General features: G+C 73.2%; 12 protein-coding genes. 4 read left to right on the plus strand and 8 right to left on the minus strand.

The window, feature by feature from the left end:
• Positions 1 to 478: 478 nt before the first annotated feature.
• Positions 479 to 928: a PTS sugar transporter subunit IIA gene (locus ABT092_RS26540; protein ID WP_351248161.1), complete on the plus strand. Its 450-nt coding sequence runs from the start codon at positions 479 to 481 to the stop codon at positions 926 to 928.
• A gap of 89 nt (positions 929 to 1,017) precedes the next feature.
• Positions 1,018 to 2,688: a phosphoenolpyruvate--protein phosphotransferase gene (ptsP, locus tag ABT092_RS26545; RefSeq protein ID WP_351248163.1), complete on the plus strand. Its 1,671-nt coding sequence runs from the start codon at positions 1,018 to 1,020 to the stop codon at positions 2,686 to 2,688.
• Between the two features lie 40 nt (positions 2,689 to 2,728).
• Here ptsP and ABT092_RS26550 read toward each other — a convergent pair whose 3' ends face one another.
• The gene (locus tag ABT092_RS26550; RefSeq protein ID WP_351248165.1) at positions 2,729 to 3,625 is read right to left on the minus strand and encodes a DUF8829 domain-containing protein; all 897 of its coding nucleotides are present in this window, start codon (positions 3,623 to 3,625) and stop codon (positions 2,729 to 2,731) included.
• A gap of 122 nt (positions 3,626 to 3,747) precedes the next feature.
• Entirely contained in the window at positions 3,748 to 5,724 is a 1,977-nt protein-coding gene (locus ABT092_RS26555; RefSeq protein ID WP_351248167.1) for an acetoacetate--CoA ligase, read from the minus strand.
• A 199-nt stretch (positions 5,725 to 5,923) separates the two neighbouring features.
• Between ABT092_RS26555 and ABT092_RS26560 the strand changes: the two genes are divergently transcribed.
• A complete protein-coding gene (locus tag ABT092_RS26560) occupies positions 5,924 to 8,311 on the plus strand; it encodes a glycoside hydrolase family 31 protein (protein WP_351248169.1) in 2,388 nt (795 codons plus the stop codon).
• Here the strand turns inward: ABT092_RS26560 and ABT092_RS26565 are convergent.
• From ABT092_RS26565 to ABT092_RS26590, 6 genes are all read right to left on the minus strand, one after another.
• Positions 8,302 to 8,835, minus strand: coding sequence for an NUDIX domain-containing protein (locus ABT092_RS26565; RefSeq protein WP_351248171.1), 534 nt, complete (start codon positions 8,833 to 8,835; stop codon positions 8,302 to 8,304). The two genes, ABT092_RS26560 and ABT092_RS26565, sit on opposite strands and share 10 nt — an antisense overlap.
• A 242-nt stretch (positions 8,836 to 9,077) precedes the next feature.
• Positions 9,078 to 9,683: a GTP-binding protein gene (locus ABT092_RS26570; RefSeq protein WP_351248173.1), complete on the minus strand. Its 606-nt coding sequence runs from the start codon at positions 9,681 to 9,683 to the stop codon at positions 9,078 to 9,080.
• On the minus strand, positions 9,664 to 13,353 hold the full coding sequence (locus tag ABT092_RS26575) for a hydantoinase B/oxoprolinase family protein (protein ID WP_351248175.1): 3,690 nt from the start codon (positions 13,351 to 13,353) through the stop codon (positions 9,664 to 9,666). The genes ABT092_RS26570 and ABT092_RS26575 overlap by 20 nt, the downstream gene beginning before the upstream one ends.
• A 24-nt stretch (positions 13,354 to 13,377) precedes the next feature.
• Positions 13,378 to 13,773 (minus strand): DUF742 domain-containing protein, encoded by a 396-nt coding sequence (locus ABT092_RS26580; protein WP_351248177.1) that lies wholly within the window; start codon positions 13,771 to 13,773, stop codon positions 13,378 to 13,380.
• Between the two features lie 9 nt (positions 13,774 to 13,782).
• Positions 13,783 to 14,220, minus strand: coding sequence for a roadblock/LC7 domain-containing protein (locus ABT092_RS26585; protein WP_351248179.1), 438 nt, complete (start codon positions 14,218 to 14,220; stop codon positions 13,783 to 13,785).
• Entirely contained in the window at positions 14,217 to 16,973 is a 2,757-nt protein-coding gene (locus ABT092_RS26590) for a sensor histidine kinase (RefSeq protein WP_351248181.1), read from the minus strand. The genes ABT092_RS26585 and ABT092_RS26590 overlap by 4 nt, the downstream gene beginning before the upstream one ends.
• A gap of 482 nt (positions 16,974 to 17,455) precedes the next feature.
• Here ABT092_RS26590 and ABT092_RS26595 point away from each other — a divergent pair, with 482 nt between their 5' ends.
• Positions 17,456 to 18,031: a hypothetical protein gene (locus ABT092_RS26595; RefSeq protein ID WP_351248183.1), complete on the plus strand. Its 576-nt coding sequence runs from the start codon at positions 17,456 to 17,458 to the stop codon at positions 18,029 to 18,031.
• The last annotated feature ends 20 nt before the right edge of the window (positions 18,032 to 18,051 follow it).

Below are 18,051 nucleotides of genomic sequence, written 5' to 3' on the forward strand. Positions count from 1 at the left end.
AGGAACCTCATCACCAGACCATGACGGTCACAGTGACGGGGTATCAACATATCTGGCGTTGACTTTTGGCACGCTGTTGAGTTCTCAAGGAACGGCCGCTTCCTTCGTACTCACCCCCACCATTCGGTGCAGGCTTTCCTCCGGGCGCTTCCCTTCGGTGTTTCCGACTCTATCAGACCGTTTCCCCGCTTCTTGACCGTCATTTCGCAGGCATGCGAAATAAGGGCCTCTCAGCGAGAATCAAACCTCATAGGAGCTGCCCGACATTCGACGCTGTGCGCGTCACTCGCGGGCAGGTCTACGACTGTACAGGGGGCTTGACAGCAGGGGCAAATCGAGGGGGTGGGGCTCGACTCCACCGACCGGCTCCCTCGACTCAGAACTCGGACATTTCATGATCTACCCTGCTGAACAGTGCGTCGTCCCGGGACGAGCAGGGGCCGGCGCCATCGGAGTCCAGACCCCGGGAGGCTTGCCCATGACCAGCGTGACATCGCCCGTGGCCGGTCGTGCCATCGGATTGACCGCAGTGCCGGACCCCGTCTTCTCCGGTGCCATGGTCGGTCCGGGCACCGCAGTCGATCCGGAGCGGGGACCGGCCGAAGCGGTCTCCCCCGTGTCCGGAGTGATCGTCTCGCTCCATCCGCACGCCTTCGTCGTGGTCGACGACGAGGGGCACGGGGTGCTCACCCACCTGGGGATCGACACGGTGCAGCTCAACGGTCAGGGATTCGAGCTGCTGGTGCACAAGGGCGACACCGTTCAACGCGGACAGTCCGTCGTGCGGTGGAACCCGACCGAGGTGGAGGAGGCGGGCAAGTCCCCGATCTGTCCCGTGGTGGCCCTGGAGGCCACGGGGGACGCCTTGTCGTCCGTCGTCGAGAGTGGTGACGTGAAGGTCGGTGACACGCTCTTCGACTGGCGGTAGCACGGCCGGCCGGGGCGGGATCCGCGGTGGGACGACGGTCTGGGCAATTCCTGCGGCGCGGTTCGTCGCAGCTACTCGGAGACGGTGACATGGAGACAACGCTGCGAGGCGTCGGCGTGAGCCACGGAGTGGCGATCGGCGAAGTACGGCACATGGGCACGGCGGTGCTCGAACCACCCGCGAAGCAGATCCCGCCCCAGGACGCGGAGCGCGAGCAGGGACGGGCCCGGCAAGCGGTCGACGCGGTGGCCGCCGACCTCAACGCACGCGGCAACCTCGCGGGCGGCGAGGCCCAGGCGGTGCTCGAAGCGCAGGCCCTCATGGCCCAGGACCCCGAGCTGATCGTCGACGTCGAACGGCGGATCGCGGTGGGGAGCACCGCGGAACGCGCGGTGTACGACGCCTTCGCCTCCTACCGGGCGCTGCTGGCCGGGGCGGGCGAGTACCTCGCCGGCCGGGTCGCCGACCTCGACGACGTGCGCAACCGCATCGTCGCCCGGTTGTTGGGGGTCCCCATGCCGGGGGTGCCCGACAGCGACGAGCCCTATGTGCTGCTCGCACGGGACCTGGCTCCGGCCGACACCGCACTGCTCGACCCGGCGCTGGTGCTCGGCTTCGTCACCGAGGAGGGCGGACCGACGAGCCACAGCGCGATCCTGGCCCGGGCCCTGGGCGTGCCGGCGGTGGTCGCCCTGCCGGGCGCCACCGAGTTGGCCGAGGGCACGGTGGTGGCCGTGGACGGCAGCACCGGTGAGGTCTTCGTGGACCCGAGCGCGCAGAAGCGGGCCGCGCTGGCCGAGGCGGCGGAGGAGCGGAAGGCGGCCCTGGCCGCGTCGCGGGGGCCGGGTGCGACGTCCGACGGGCACAAGGTTCCGCTGTTGGCCAATGTGGGCGGGCCGGCGGACGTGGCGGCGGCGGTGGCGGCGGGCGCCGAGGGGGTGGGGCTGTTCCGGACGGAGTTCCTGTTCCTGGACGACAGCGCGACGGCTCCGTCCGAGGAGAAGCAGGTGGCGGCGTACCGACAGGTCCTGGAGGCGTTTCCGGAGGGGCGGGTGGTGGTGCGGGTGCTGGACGCCGGGGCGGACAAGCCGCTCGACTTCCTGACCCCCGCGGACGAGCCCAATCCGGCGCTCGGGGTCAGGGGGCTGCGGGCGCTGCTGGACCATCCCGAGGTGTTGCGCACCCAGCTGACGGCGTTGGCGAAGGCCGCCGAGGGGTTGCCGGTGTACCTGGAGGTGATGGCGCCGATGGTGGCCGACCGCGCGGACGCCGAGGCCTTCGCGAACGCCTGTCGTGCGGCGGGGCTGCGGGCGAAGTTCGGTGCCATGGTGGAGATCCCCTCGGCGGCGCTACGGGCACGCTCGATCCTCCAGGAGGTCGAGTTCCTGTCGTTGGGGACCAATGACCTGGCGCAGTACGCCTTCGCCGCCGATCGGCAGGTGGGCGCCGTCTCCCGGTTGCAGGACCCGTGGCAGCCGGCACTGCTCGACCTGGTCGCCCTGTCGGCGGAGGCGGCGAAGGCCGAGGGGAAGAGTTGCGGGGTGTGCGGGGAGGCGGCGGCCGATCCGCTGTTGGCGTGCGTGTTGGCGGGGCTGGGCGTCACCTCCCTGTCGATGGGGGCCGCGTCGATCGCGTACGTGCGGACGGCGTTGGCGAAGTACACCCTGGCCCAGTGCGAGCGGGCCGCCGCCGCCGCCCGGGCCGCGGACACGGCCCGGGACGCGCGGGCGGCGGCGCAGGCCGTCCTGTCCGGGGAGTAGCCGTGCCCGCGCCTCGGTGCCGGGGCGCCCCGGTCGGTGGTCAGTGGCGGTGGGGTCCTTCCGGCCGGGGGGCGATGCCCTCGACCCCCGGGGGTGCGCAGTAGTCGACGTCGGGTTCCGGGGCGATGAGGTCCCCGGAGAGCGCGTCGGTGCAGTAGGCGTCGAAGACCTCGGCGGCGGTCAGCGGGACCAGGCCGTCGCCGTGCAGGCGCCAGCCCCGGACGCGGTCGTGGCGGCCGGGGGCGGTGGTCCGCATGACGAGTCCGCCCGGGTCTCCGGTGGTGATGCCCGCGGCGAGGACGGTGGCGAGTTCCACGGCGGCGGAGTCGTCGACCTCGGTGATGCCGGTGGCGTCGCTGCGGGCGCGGAAGACGCCGAGCAGGGGTCCGTCGGGGGCGGTGACGCTGCCGACCAGGTGGTGGGCGCCGGGCGGGGCGGCGCGCAGGATGCGGCGCAGCAGGTCGAAGGCGCGGGCGAAGGCGGCCCGGCCGAGGTCCTCGCCGCAGGAGGCGCACTCCCCCGCCCGGTCGAGCAGTTGGGTGGCGTGCTCCCAGGTGGCGCGGCGGGCCGCTTGGTCGAGGAGGTCGGGGAGCAGTTCGGCGAGGGGGCGGCCGTCGTAGGGGACGGCGGGGCCGCTCGCGGCGAGTTCGGCGGTGAAGCGGGTGCGGGAGGCGCGGGTGTCGGGGTCGATGCCGGTGCGGGCGCAGTAGGCGGCGTACTGCTCGGGGTCGAAGAGGGCGAGGCTGGTGTGCCGGCCCTGGTCGTCGAGGTCGCGCAGGAGCGCCTCGGTGTGGCGGAGGTAGGCGGGGTGGTCGTCGAAGGCGAAGCTGCGGTAGCGCCGCATGGTCGCGAAGTCGGCTTCGTCGACCAGGAGGCCGATGGTGCCGGCGAACTCGCGGTGGAGTCGTTCGGTGAGGGTCGGGCGGACGGGTTCCATGGGTTCCCCCTGTTGCACGGTCGATCTATGCTCACTCACCGTAACCGGGGGCACTGACATCGGTGGTCGGGAGGGCGGTGCCGGCCGCCGGTGCGGGGGTGACGGCCGGCGTGCTGCGGGGCTCAGGCCCGTTGTCGGGCCAGGTCGACGTAGAAGTCGAGGAGGTCGGTCCGGTCGACGGAGCCGGGGTTGACGGCGCGGTCCAGGGGGGTGCCCTGGAGCAGTCGCTTGACGGGGACCTCCAGGCGCTTGCCGGTGAGGGTGTGGGGGACGGCCGGCACGTCGATGATCTCGTCGGGCACGTGGCGGGGTGAGAGGTGCTCCCGGAGGGCGCGTCGGATGCGGGTGCGCAGCGGTTCGTCGAGGGTGACACCGGGGGCGAGGTGGACGAAGAGCGGCATCCAGTAGTCGCCGTCCGGGCGTTCGACGCCGACGACGAGGGATTCCCGGATCTCGGGGAGCCGTTCGACGACCTCGTAGATGTCGGCGGAGCCCATGCGCACGCCCTGGCGGTTGAGGGTGGAGTCGGAACGACCGTGGATGACGACGGAGCCGCGGGAGGTGAGGGTGATCCAGTCGCCGTGTCGCCACACGCCGGGATAGGTGTCGAAGTAGCTGTCGTGGTAGCGGTGGCCGTCGGGGTCGTTCCAGAAGCGGACGGGCATGGAGGGCATGGGACGGGTGACGACGAGTTCGCCGACCTCGTCGATCAGGGGTCGGCCCCGGGGGTCCCACGCCTGGAGGTCGGTGCCGAGTCCGGGGGCCTGGAGTTCGCCGATGTGGACGGGGAGGGTGGGCACGGCGCCCGCGAAGCAGGAGCAGACGTCGGTGCCGCCGCTGACGGAGGCGATCCACAGGCCGCCCTCCCGGTCGGCGAACTCGTCGTGCAGCCAGCGGAAGCCGTCCGGGGGCAGGGGCGAGCCGGTGGTGGCGACGCAGCGGACGCGGCCGAGGTCGTGGTCGGCGGCGGGGTGGAGGCCGGCCTTGCGGCAGGCCATCACGTAGGCGGCGGAGGTGCCGAGGAAGGTGGCGCCGGTCCGGTCCGCGATCCGCCACTGGGCGCCGGTGTCGGGGTGGCCGGGGCTGCCGTCGTAGAGGACGACGGTGGTGCCGGTGAGCAGGCCGGAGACGAGGAAGTTCCACATCATCCAGCCGGTGGAGGTGTACCAGAAGAACCGGTCGTCGGGGCCGAGGTCGCAGTGCAGGCCGAGTTGTTTGAGGTGCTCCAGGAGGATGCCGCCCTGGGACTGGACGAGGGCCTTGGGCAGTCCGGTGGTGCCGGAGGAGTAGAGCACCCACAGGGGGTGGTCGAAGGGCACCGCGGTGTACTCGGGGGTGCGGTCCGCGGCGGTCAGCGTCGACCAGTCCAGGGTGCCCTCGGGGGCGGGGGTGTCGAGCAGCGGCACGTGGACGACGGCGCGCAGGGTGGGGAGGTGGGCGCGCAGTTCGGCGACGGTGTCGGTGCGGTCGTGTTCCTTGCCGCCGTACCGGTAGCCGTCGGCGGCGATGAGGACGACGGGTTCGACCTGTTGGAAGCGGTCGAGGACGCTGCGGGCTCCGAAGTCGGGGGCGCTGGCGGTCCAGACGGCGCCGACGGCGGCGGTGGCGAGGAGGGCCACCACGGCGTGCGGGACGTTGGGCAGGTAGCCGCTGACGCGGTCGCCCGGGCGGACGCCGAGGTCGCGCAGGGCGGTGGACAGGGCACCGACCTGACGGCGGAGTTCGCGCCAGGTGACGGGGACCGGGCCGTGGGTCTCGTCGGCGTGGAGGAGGGCGGGTTCGTCGGGCCGTTCATCGGCGGCCCGCAGGGCGTGTTCGGCATAGTTGAGGGTGGCGCCGGGGAACCATTGGGCGCCGGGCATGGCGCGGTCGCCGAGCACACGGGTGGCGGGCGTCGTGAAGCGGACGTCGAACCATTCGGCGATTGCCAGCCAAAAAGTGTCCAGTTCTTCGACGGACCAACGGTGCAGAGCGGGATATCCGCCGGCGGCGGGAGCGCCGTGGTGGGCCGCTGCCCACGCCTGGAAACGGGTGATCCGTGCACCGTCGACGGTCTGCCGGTCGGGCTGCCAGAGGGGCGGAGTGGGCGCTGGGCACATGGCGGGGGCTCCCCTGCTGTTGCTGGTCGTGGGGCGTCGGCGGACACGGGGTGGTGTGCCCGGGACGACTGCCTGGGACGATGCCACGGGTGGGCGCCGGGCACCAGGGAAGGGCGCGCCGGTGCGGGTTCGGAGCTCCGAGTGAACGATTGGTTGAACGCGGCACCGAGTGTGGGGAGGCGGTGGCAGGGTGATCGTCATGGATGGTCGCGGCCTGGGGCGTTCGGTGAGGGCGGTCGGTTCGATGACCCCGGTGTGGGGGATTCGTACCGTGTGCACGGCGGTGCGCAGACGGCGGGCGGATGCGGCCGGGCTGCCGCCGCGGGGTGCGGAGCGGGCCCGGGTGCCGGGTGTGGTGGCGGAGGTGGTCCCGGGGCCGGGCGGGGGCAGCATCCGGTTCGCCCGGTCGCGGTTGCGGGTTCTGGTGACGGTGACGGGGGCGGTGTTCTGGGGGTGGGACGGGGCCGGCCCCGAGCCGTCGTACGGCCTGGCGGGGGCGGTGCCGGAGCCGGATGCCCGGGCGGCCCTGGAGCCGGACATGGACGGCGGGTGGCGGGTGGTGTCGGAGCGGGTCACCCTCGTGGTGTCCCGGCTGGGGGGCGTGCGGGTGTGCACGCCGGGCGGGGTGGTGCTGCGGGAGGTGGCGCCGCCGCGCTGGTGGGAGCCGGTGGACGGGGGCGCGGCCCGGTGGATGGAGCGGGCGGAGGTGGCGGCGGACGCCCGGTTCTTCGGGTTGGGCGGGCGGTCGGCGGGGCCCCGGCTCCCGGACGGCACGTACCGGATGTGGAACACCGGGCCGCGGAAGGCGTTCGGGCCCGGCGACGATCCGCTCTCGCTCACGATGCCGGTGCAGTTGGTGGTCGCGGACGCGGGGACGCACCTCGTCTTCCACGACACGACGTGGGACGGCTCGGTGACGCTCCAGGAGGGCGAGGAGGGACTGGGGTCGGGGCACGACCGTCCGGGCACCGTGGAGTGGCGCTCGGACGGGGGGCCGCTGCGGTGCTGGGTGGTGGTGGGCTCGCCGGCGCGGGTGTTGCACACCTGGGTGTCGTTGACGGGCGCGCCGGTGGTGCCGCCGACGTGGGCGTTGGGGCACCACCACGCCCGGCAGGGGTTCGGGAGCGCCGCGGAGGTGCGGCGGGTGGTGGCCGGGTACCGGAAGCGGGGGGTGCCGCTGGACGCGGTGCACCTCGGCGCCGACCACCTGGACGGGCACCGGGTCTTCACCGCCGACCCGGGGCGCTACCCGGACCTGCCGGGGCTGGCCCGGGAGTTGGCGCGGGACGGGGTGCGGTTGGTGTCGGTGGTGGGTCCGGCAGTGAAGGCGGAGCGGGGGAACGCCGTGTTCGAGTCGGGGCGCGAGGCCCGGGCGTTCGTGCGGGAGGGGGGCGGGCGGAAGGCGGTGGGCACGTCGAAGGCGGGGGCGTCGGTGTACCCGGACTTCACCGATCCGGGGGCGCGTGCGTGGTGGGGCGGGTGGTACGGGGAGCGGTTGGCCCAGGGGTTCGCCGGGTTCTGGCACGACCTGGACGAGCCGGTGTCGTTCACCGCGTTCGGGGAGCGGACCCTGCCGCGGTCGGCGCGGCACTCCCTGGAGGGGCGGGGCGGTGACCACCGGGAGGCCCACAACGTGTACGCGCTGGGCATGGCGCGGGCGGGGTACGAGGGGGTGCGCCGGGCGCGGCCCGCGGAGCGGCCGTTCGTGTTCTCGCGGTCGGGCTGGGTGGGGCTCCAGCGGTACGGGGGCGCCTGGTCGGGCGGGGTGGTGACGGGGTGGCCGGGGTTGCGGGCCTCGTTGGCGTGGGTGTTGGGCCTCGGGTTGTGCGGGGTGCCGTACTCCGGGCCGGACGTGGGGGGCGGGACGGACGGTCCGTCGGCGGAGCTGTACGTGCGGTGGTTCCAGTTGGGCGCGTACCTGCCGCTGTTCCGCACGCACGCGGCGCTGCGGGCGGCGCGGCGGGAACCGTGGGCGTTCGGCGAGGAGGCGTTGGGGCACGCACGGGCCGCGGCCGTGGAGCGGCGGCGGCTGGTGCCGTACTTCGGGACCTTGGCGCGGGTGGCGGCGCGGACCGGGGCGCCGTACGTGCGCCCGTTGTGGTGGGGGGCTCCGGAGGACCGCAAGCTGCGGGACTGCGGGGACGCGTTCCTGTTGGGGGACGCGTTGTTGGTGGCACCGGTGTTGGACCCGGGGGTGGTGGAGCGGGAGGTGCAGTTGCCGGAGGGCACCTGGTACGACGTGGTGAGCGGGAAGAGGTTCACGGGGCCGGGGCGGGTGCGGGTGGCGGCGCCGCTGTCGCGGATTCCGGTGCTGGCCCGGGCCGGGGCGGTGGTGCCGGTGCGGGGCGAGGGGGACGAGCGGGAGTTGGAGGTGTGGCCTCCCGTGCCCGGGAGCGCGGGAGGCGGGCTCGTGGTGACGGACGCCGGTGACGGGTGGGAGTCGGACGTCGTGGAGCGGTTCACGACCCGTCTGCGGGGTGGCCGGGTGGTCGTGCGGCGTCACGGGGGCGGCCCGGTGGGGTATCCGGTGCGGGTGCGCGAGGTGGACCCCCCGCCCTCCCGTGGCGCGGTGGTGGGTCAGGCGTAGCGGCCCTCGAACCAGGCCCCGGCCGCGATGGTGTGCAGGGGGAAGGCGAGTTCGGTGGGACGGCGCAGGAGTTGCCAGCCCTCGGTCTCGTCGGTGGGTGTCGAGGCCGGGAGTTCGGCGGCGGGGCGTTCGGGCAGGACGCCGAAGAGGACCAGGTAGCCGTCGAGCGAGCTGAGGACGTCGGCGAGGCGGACGTCCCGGGCTGCGGCGTCGATCCCGGTCTCCTCCTTGAGCTCGCGCACCAGGGCGTGTCGCCAGTCCTCGTGGTGGTCGACGAACCCGCCGGGCAGGGCTATGCCGCCGCGTGCGGGCTCCACGGTGCGGGTGATGACGACCAGGGCGGTGCCCTGCTCGTCGTAGACGGGCTGGAGGGCCACCGCCACGGGCAGGGGGTTGCTGTAGGCCGTGGTGCCGCAGGCGAGGCACTTCCGGGGCCATTCGGACAGTTCGGCATGGGCGGCGCCGCAGCTCGAACAGTGGGAATCCCGTACGGGGTTGGCGGTGTGGGCTTGCGATTCGGACACCCGCGGACTGTATCGGATGTGCGGGTGTTCCGGCCCGGAGTCGACGTACCGCAGGGCCCGCCCTGCTCAGTGGCGGTGCTGCGGGTGGGGAAAGGGCGACGGGGTGGCCGGGACCACCCCCGTCGGTCCCGGCCACCCCGTCGATAGGTCTTGACGCAGCGGGCGCCCGCACGGTTCTCCGCGGCGGGTGACCTTTCGGCCGGTGGGGCCGGGCCGGGGTGGGGGTGCGGCGGCCCGTTCCGTCAGGTGGTGGCGGGCTGGCGGGCCATCTCGCCGACGGCCAGGGCGTGTTCGACGACCTCGATGAGCACTTCCTTGGCCGATCCCCGTTCCCGTGCGTCGCAGAGGACGACCGGGACCCCGGAATCCAGGTCCAGGGCCTGGCGTACCGTTTCGGCAGGGTAGCGGTCGGCGCCGTCGAAGCAGTTGACGCCCACCACGAAGGGGATGTTGCGGCGCTCGAAGTAGTCGACGGCGGCGAAGCAGTCCTCCAGCCGACGGGTGTCCGCGAGGACGACCGCGCCGAGCGAGCCGGTGGCCAACTCGTCCCACAGGAACCAGAACCGGTCCTGTCCCGGGGTGCCGAAGAGGTACAGCACCAGGTCCTCGCGCAGCGTGATGCGGCCGAAGTCCATCGCCACGGTGGTGGTGTTCTTGCCCTCGACGCCCTGGGTGTCGTCGACCGGGCGGCCCGCCTCGCTGAGGGTCTCCTCGGTGCGCAGCGGCTTGATCTCGCTCACCGCGCCGACCAGGGTCGTCTTGCCCACCCCGAAACCACCCGCCACCAGGATCTTCAGGGTGACGGGTTCTATGGGGGCCTTGCCGCGCTCAGTACGGCCCAGGATCATCGGTTCCTTCTCCTGCCTCGGTGGAATTGCGCATCGGTGGACCATATCCGCCGCCGCCCGGCGTCTCGACGACGAGGACGTCCCCGGGACGCACCCGGGTCGAGTCGCTGCCCTCCAGGTGCAGGACGGTACCGTCCCGACGCTCGATGCGGGCGGCCCCGAGGTCCCCCGGGGCGCCGCCGGCCAGGCCGTAGGGCGGGACCCTGCGGTGTCCGCAGAGGGTGGAGACGGTCATGGGCTCGCGGAAGAGGATGCGGCGCACGGCCCCGTCCCCGCCGTGCCACCGGCCGGTGCCGCCGCTGCCGGGGCGGATCGCGAACTCCTCCAGCAGGACGGGCAGTCGCCCTTCCAGGACCTCGGGGTCGGTGAGTCGCGAGTTGGTCATGTGGGTCTGCACCACGGACGCCCCGTGGAAGCCGTCGCCGGCGCCGGAACCGGAGGCGACCGTCTCGTAGTACTGGTGGCGCTCGTTGCCGAAGGTGATGTTGTTCATGGTGCCGGAGCCCTCGGCCTGGACCCGCAGCGCCGCGTACAGGGCGCCGACGAGGGCCTGCGAGGTCTCGACGTTGCCCGCGACGACGGCGGCCGGGGGCCGCGGGGCCAGCAGCGAACCGGGCGGGACGACCAGGTGGAGGGGGCGCAGACTGCCGTCGTTGAGGGGGATGTCGGCGGCGACCAGGGTGCGGAACACGTAGAGGACGGCGGCAACGACGACCGCGGAGGGGGCGTTGAAGTTGGTGGCCAGTTGGGGCGAGGAGCCGGTGAAGTCGATGGTCGCGGCGCGTCGTTCGCGGTCCACGGCGACGCGGACCCGGATCAGTGCGCCCGAGTCGGTCTCGTAGGCGTGGGTGCCGTCCCGCAGGGTGTCGACGACGCGCCGCACGGACTCCTCGGCGTTGTCCTGAACGTGTCGCATGTACGCCTGGACGACGTCGAGACCGAACTCGTCGATCATGCGGCGGACTTCGTCCACGCCCTTCTGGTTGGCGGCGATCTGGGCACGCAGGTCGGCGAGGTTGGTCTCGGGGGCGCGGGAGGGGTGGGGGGCGTCGGTGAGCAGCCGCCGGGTCGGTTCCTCGCGGAAGCGGCCGTCCTCGGTGAGCAGCCAGTTGTCGAAGAGGACGCCCTCCTCGTCGAGGGTGTGGCTGTCGGCGGGCATCGAGCCGGGGGCGGTGCCGCCGATCTCGGCGTGGTGGCCGCGTGAGGCGACGTGGAACAGCGGGGTGGTGCGGTCCGTCAGGTCGGTGGGGCGGGCGAAGACGGGGGTGATGACGGTGACGTCCGGGAGGTGGGTGCCGCCGTGGTAGGGGTCGTTGACGGCGTAGGTCTCGCCGGGGCGCATGGTGGCCCCGCGCCGGCGGATGACCTCCTTGACGCTGGTGCCCATGGAGCCCAGGTGGACCGGGATGTGGGGGGCGTTGGCGACGAGGTTGCCCTCGGGGTCGAAGAGGGCGCAGGAGAAGTCCAGGCGTTCCTTGATGTTGACGGACTGCGCGGTGGACTCCAGCCGGGCGCCCATCTGTTCGGCGACGGACATGAACAGGTTGTTGAAGACCTCCAGCAGCACCGGGTCGGCCTCGGTGCCGGTGCGGCTCCCCCGGGGCGGGGCGGTGCGTTCGAGGAGCAGGTGTCCCTCGGGGGCCGCGGTGGCCCGCCATCCCTCGTCGACGACGGTGGTCGCGCCGTCCTCGGTGATCAGGGCGGGCCCGGTGAGGGGCTGCTCCGGCGTCAGCCGGGCCCGGTCGTGCAGCGGCACCCGCTGCCAGGAGCCCCCGGTGTGCAGGGCCGCCGTGCCGGGGGGTTCGGCGGACGGGGGCGGCCCGCTCGGGGCGGCGGGCTCCGGGGGTGCGTCGGTGCGGCCGAGGGCCTCGACGGAGACGGATTCGACCACGATCGGCCGGTCGAGGGCGAAGGAGTACACGGCCCGGTGACGCTCGGCGAAGGCCCGGGCCATGGGCTCCGGGGCGCCGAGTTCGACGGTGAGGGTGGTGTCGGTGCCGTCGTAGCGCAGGTGGGCGCGGCGGGTGACGTCGATGCGGGCGTCGGGGACGCCCTGGGCGCGCAGTTCCTCGCGGGCGGTGGCTTCCAGCTCGTCGGCGGCGGCCAGCACCCGGGGCAGTGCGGCGGCTTCCAGCGGGGCCTCGACGGACCGTTCCCGTAGGGCGGCGAGGTCGGCGAGGCCGATGCCGAGCGCGGACAGGACGCCGGCCATCGGGGGGACCAGGACGGTGCGGATGCCGAGGGAGTCGGCGACCTGGCAGGCGTGCTGGCCGCCGGCGCCGCCGAAGGTGGTGAGGGCGTAGCGGGTGACGTCGTGGCCCTGTTGGACCGAGATCCGGGTGATGGCGTTGGCGATGTTGGCGACCGCGATCCGCAGGTACCCCTCGGCGACCCGCTCCGGGGTGCGCTCGTCGCCGGTGCGCCGGGTGATCTCGGCGGCAAGGGCGGCGAAGCGTTCCCGGACCCCGTCCTCGTCCGGGGGCTGGTCGTGGTCGGGGCCGAAGGTGCGGGGGAAGCGCGACGCCTGGATGCGGCCGAGCATCAGGTTGGCGTCGGTGACGGTGAGCGGTCCCCCGGCCCGGTAGCAGGCGGGGCCGGGATCGGCGCCGGCGGAGTCGGGGCCCACCCGGTAGCGGCTGCCGTCGAAGTGCAGGACGGACCCGCCGCCCGCGGCGACGGTGTGGATGGCGAGCATCGGTGCCCGCAGCCGGACCCCGGCGACGGTGTGGGTGAGGACGCGTTCGTAGGCGCCCGCGTAGTGCGAGACGTCGGTGGAGGTGCCGCCCATGTCGAAGCCGATCACGCGGTCGAAGCCGGCGCGCCGGGAGGTGTGGACCATGCCGACGATGCCGCCGGCCGGGCCGGACAGGACGGCGTCCTTGCCGCGGAACCGCCCGGCGTCGGTCAGACCGCCGTTGGACTGCATGAACTGCAGGCGGCCCGCGGGCACCTCCAGGGCGGCGTCGAGGTGGTGGACGTAGCGGTGCAGCACGGGCGAGAGGTAGGCGTCGGCGACGGTGGTGTCGCCCCGGGGGACGAGCTTCACCAACGGGCTGACCTCGCTGGACAGGGAGACCTGCCGGAAGCCCAGACGGGTGGCGAGTGCACCGACGCGCCGTTCGTGCTCCGGGTGCAGGTGGCTGTGGAGCAGGACGACGGCGACGGCCCGCAGGCCCTCGTCCAGGGCGGCCCGCAGCGGGCCTTCGAGGGCGTCCAGGTCGGGTTGGCGCAGCACCTCGCCCTGGGCGGTGACCCGCTCGTCGACCTCGACGACCCGGTCGTACAGCGGGGCCGGCAGCACGATCTCCCGGTCGAAGATCCGGGGCCGGTTCTGGTAGCCGATGCGCAGGGCGTCCCGGAAGCCCCGGGTGGTGACCAGGAGGGTGCCCTCGCCGGTGCGTTCCAGGAGGGCGTTGGTGGCGACGGTGGTGCCCATGCGGACGGCCGCGACCTCCGTCCCGTGGCCGGGGTGTTCGGCCAGCAGGAGCCGGATGCCCTCGACGGCTGCGTCGGGGGCGTCCGGCACGGGCTCGGCGCTCGGGGCCGCCCCCGGGTCGCGCGGGGGGCGCGTTGACAGCAGTTTGCGGGTGACCAGGCGCCCGTCGGGTCGCCGGGCGACGACGTCGGTGAAGGTGCCGCCGCGGTCGACCCAGAACTGCCAGCCCGTCACGTCGTCCTCCCGCTGCCGCGCTGTTCAGAGGGCCCGCAGGCCGTTGATCACGTCGCGCAGGATACTCGCGTCGGGGAGTTCGGCGGGCGGTACGGGGCGTGTCACGTGGACGAGTTCGTCGTCCACGAGGTCTCCGATCAGGACCCGCACCACGCCGATCGGCAGGTCCAGCTCGGCGGCGAGTTCGGCAACGGACTGGGGCGTGTCCCGGCACAGCTCGACGATGTCGACGTGCTCGGGGGAAAGGGTGTGATCGGCCTCCGGGTCGGCTACGTGCGGTTCGGTGACGACCACCGCGATCAGATCGAGGCGGTGCTGGGTGGCGCTGGTGGTACGGCCCCGGGTCATCGCGTACGGACGGACCACGGGGCCGGCATCGTCATCGAACCAGTGGGGGGGTCCCTGACTCTCTGCGCTCATGCAGTCCCACTACCCGCCCGCGGACAGATCGGTGCGCGGAGCGGACCCCAGATGCACGCCGACGCGCTTGACGAGCAGGGTCATCTCGTAGGCGACCTGCCCCACGTCGGAGTCCGCGTCGGACAGGACGGCCAGGCAGCTGCCGTCGCCGGCGGCGGTGACGAAGAGGAACGCCTCGTCGAGTTCCACGATGGTCTGCCGGACGCCGCCGGCGTCGAAGTGGCGTCCGACGCCCTTGGCCAGGCTGTGGAAGCCGGACGCGACGGCGGCGAGGTGTTCGCTGTCCTCCCGGGTGAGGCCCTGCGACACGCCGGTCGGCAGGCCGTCACTGGACAGGACGAGCGCCTTGCGGATGCTGGCGACGCGCTGGACCAGCTCGTCGAGCAGCCAGTTGAGATCGCTGTTCCCCCCGAACGCGGTGTGGCCGTTGGCGTGTGGTGCGGTCATCGACCGTCCCCTTCAGATGTCGTTCCGTGTGCTGTGCCGCCCCGGGCGGTGTCGCCCTCGGCGTTCTCCTCGCGACCGCGGGCCCACCCTCGTTGGAGCGAGGCCATGCGGCTACGTACTTGCTCGGCGTCCCGCTCCGTGAGCACCGGGCGGACGCGTTCGCTGCGTCGGTCCGGGCCGTCCTTGAGCTGCGGCGCGAGATGGGTCTGGCGGACCCGGCGCGGAAGGGCGCCGGTCGGGGGTGCCGCCGGGGTGGGTCCGTCCGGTGCCGGGCGACGGCGGTCCGAGCCGCTGCGGTCGCGCCGGGACGGGTCACCGGTGGGTTGGATGCTGCGGACGGCGTCGTCGGTGCCGGGGGCGGCCGTGGTGGCCTCCGGGAAGCGGCGACGGCGCGGGAGGTCCGGCGGGGCCGGTGCGGGCTCGGCCGGACGCGGGGTGCGGTCGCCGACCGGACGGCCGTGCGAGCTGACCAGCTTGGGGGCGCGCCGGCGGGGCAGGCCGGCCGGGCCGGTGGGGTGCTCGTCCGGTGCCCCCGCGCGGTCCGCGCCGGACGGGCTCGGGCCGGTGGGCTCGGGCTCGCGGGCGGGGCGCTGCTCCCTGGGCAGGGCGGTGACCGCGCGGCGCGGTCCGCCCAGCGGGGCGCGGTCACCGGTGTCGGGGGCGAGGCGCCCGGTGAAGACCTCGATGTCGTCGGCCGAGCCGACCGGGGCGGCGACCTCCGCGGGGCCTTCGAGGAGCGAGGCGGGCAGTCCGGGCAGGGTGCCGGAGCCCCGCGCAGGGGTGGTCGCCCGGATGCCCGGTCGGGCTTCGGCCAGGAGCCGGCCGGCCGGTACGCCGACCCCCTCGGTGTCGCCCTCCGGGCCGGCGTCGGTGAGGAGGTTCTCGGGGAGCAGGACGACGGCGGTGGTGCCGCCGTACGGCGACGCCTGGAGCGAGATGCGCACGCCCTGGCGCCGGGCGAGGCGGCTGACGACGAACAGACCGAGGCGGTCGGTGTCGGAGAGTTCGAACTCGGGGGTCTCGGCGAGCCTCAGGTTGGCGTCGACCAGTGCTTCGGGCGTCATGCCGAGGCCCCGGTCGTGGATCTCCAGGGCGAAGCCGTTGGCCACGTACTCGCCGTTCACCTGGACGGTGGTGTGCGGCGGGGAGTAGACGGTGGCGTTCTCCAGGAGTTCGGCGACGAGGTGGGTGACGTCGGCGACGGCCGGGCCGGTGACGGCGATCCGGGGCAGCCGACGGATCTCGATCCGCTCGTAGTCCTCGACCTCGCCGACGGACGCCCGGACCACGTCCATGAGTTGGACGGGCTTGCGCCACTGCCGGGAGGGCGCGGCGCCGGAGAGGATGACCAGGCCCTCCGCGTGACGACGCATCCGGGTGGTCAGGTGGTCGATGCGGAAGAGGTCGGCGAGTTCCTCGGTGTCCTCGGTGCGGCGTTCCATGGCGTCCAGCAGGGTCAGCTGCTTGTGCAGGAGGACCTGGCTGCGGCGGGCGAGGTTGACGAAGACCTCGGAGACCCCGTGGCGCAGTTCGGCCTGCTTGACCGCGGCCTCGACGGCGGCCCGGTGGAGGGTGTTCAGGGCGAGCCCGACCTGGCCGATCTCGTCCTTGCCGTGGTCGCGACGGGGCACTTCGGTGGTGACGTCGACCCGCTCCCCCGCGGCCAGTCGCCGCATGATGCTGGGCAGCCGCACCCCGGACGCCTCGTGGGCCTCCAGACGCAGCAGCCGCAGGTCGCGGATGAGGCTGCGGCCCACGCGCACCGAGAGGAACACCGAGAACAGCAGGGCGATCAGGCCGAGCACACCGGCGATGACGGCGCGGGAGATGACTCCCACGGCGATGGGGTGGACCCGGTCCTGGTAGCGGTCGTTGGCGGCGGCGTTGCGGTCGGCGAGTTCGTCGAGGACGAACTCGCTGGTCTCGTTCCACCCGGCGGCGGTGAGTGCGGCGGGCCGGCCGGGGCCGGCGGCGCCCACCGATTCCTCGGCGACCCGGAGGGCGTTGACGTCGGAACTGTTCCAGAAGCTCTGGTAGCGCTCGCGTTCGGACGCCGGGAGCAGCGTCAGGTTGACCTCGTACAGCAGTTGGCGCTGGGCGACCAGGTCGGAGATGTCGCGGATCTCGTGCCGGGTCAGGTTGCGGGTGACCAGGGCGGAGCCGAGGAGGGCGTCCTGGCGGGAGAGGAGTTCGCGGGCCCTGGCGATGCCGACGAGGGCGCGGCCCTGCTTGTCCATCTCGGGGTCGTCGAGGCCGTGGACGGTCATGACCAGCGCGTAGGCCGGATCGATCAGCCGGTTGAACAGGTCCAGGGCGGTGGTCCTGCTGATGGTGCCCTCGCGCACCGCGTGCCGCAGGGAGTCGACGCCGTCGAGGGCTTCGAGCAGGTGGGCGAGGCGACCGCGGGACTCCTCGTCGAGGTCGTCGGCGACCCCGGAACCGCGGGTGTTCTCGCGGACCTTCGCGACGAGCGCGTCGGTGCGCGCGGCGACCCGGTGCAGATCGGACAGGGCGGCGGTGGACCGGCGGTCGGCGAGGTAGACGAGGGACTGCCGGCGCTCCTCCTGGACCGCCTGGATCATGTCCTCGATCGGGTAGCCGATCTTGTCGACCACTTCGGCGACGGTCAGCAGACGGGCCGCCTCGCGGCTGGTGATGATGGTGGAGAAACCCCACAGCGCGGTCAACGAGACGAGCGGCACCAGCAGCAACGCCACGATCTTCCGGCGGATCGACTTCCCGCGAAAGCGCATGGCCTCCCCATACATCGAACCCCCGCCGAGGGGGTAAACAGGCGCGTCAATAAACGGCGTGAGCCTACTACTGACGTGGGAAGTTCTCGAAGACGTGTCCGGATGTCGCTGCACCCGGGACGGGTCGGGACATCAGCAGTTGTCCCTCTATGATGGGAGATCGTCTCCCCCGTCGTTCGACCCGGAAGTGGTCGCGAACCACTCGACCAGCACGATCAGTTGGCCGAAATCATATGGTTCATGGGAATCTTCCGGGGTGTTCGTTCGTCTTTCGTACGGCAGTTGAGTACGGGGGCGGACCTCGACGAGGGCAAGCGAGCACGGACGGGGACGGGCGGGGGCGCCGCCGGTCACCGTGGGATCACACATCGGCCTCATGCCGTCACCGGGCGGTATGAAGCGGAGCACGACGGGCACCACACGGGTGTCGATGACTACGGCACCCGCGGTTCGGCCCGTGGATGGTGGGGAGTGACGAGGTCATGAAGACGGCAGAGCGACGGACGGCGACCGGGCGGGGCGTCCCGGCGGGCCGTACGGCCGCGAGGGACACGGCCCGGGAGAAGACCGCCCCGGCAGGCGGTTCGGCCACCCGACCGGGTGGCCGGGAACCGCGGAAGGACGGAGGGGACGTCACGGAGCCGAGGGACGAGGGTGCGGCGTTCCGTCACAGGTCGCTGTGGGTGGAGGAACCCGCGTCCCGCTACCGCATGGCGGACCCGGTGCGGACGGCGGCGGTGCGCGCCGTGCTGATCGTGTCGGTCACCCTGATCCAGGCGATGGTCGCGTTCTTCTGCACGCTCGCCGAGTCCTGGCTCGCCTTCCCCATGGTGCTCAGCAGCGTGCTCAGCACGGTGGTCGCCACCTGGAGCGTGCTGGACGTCTGGGTCACCCGTCAGGTCTGGAAGCAGCGCCACGGGGTGGTGTCCACCCCCAGCAGCACCGCACGGGCCCTGCGCCGTGAACGCCGCCGGGCCCACCGCCAGCAAGGGCGCGCGGAGCGGGAGCGGGCCCGCCAGGAGCGCCGCGGTGCCCGGGAGGGCTTCTCCCGCTCCTGAGTCCGGGGCCGCCTGCCGGG

The organism is Streptomyces sp. NPDC002490 (assembly GCF_040296045.1).
GTDB lineage: Bacteria > Actinomycetota > Actinomycetes > Streptomycetales > Streptomycetaceae > Streptomyces.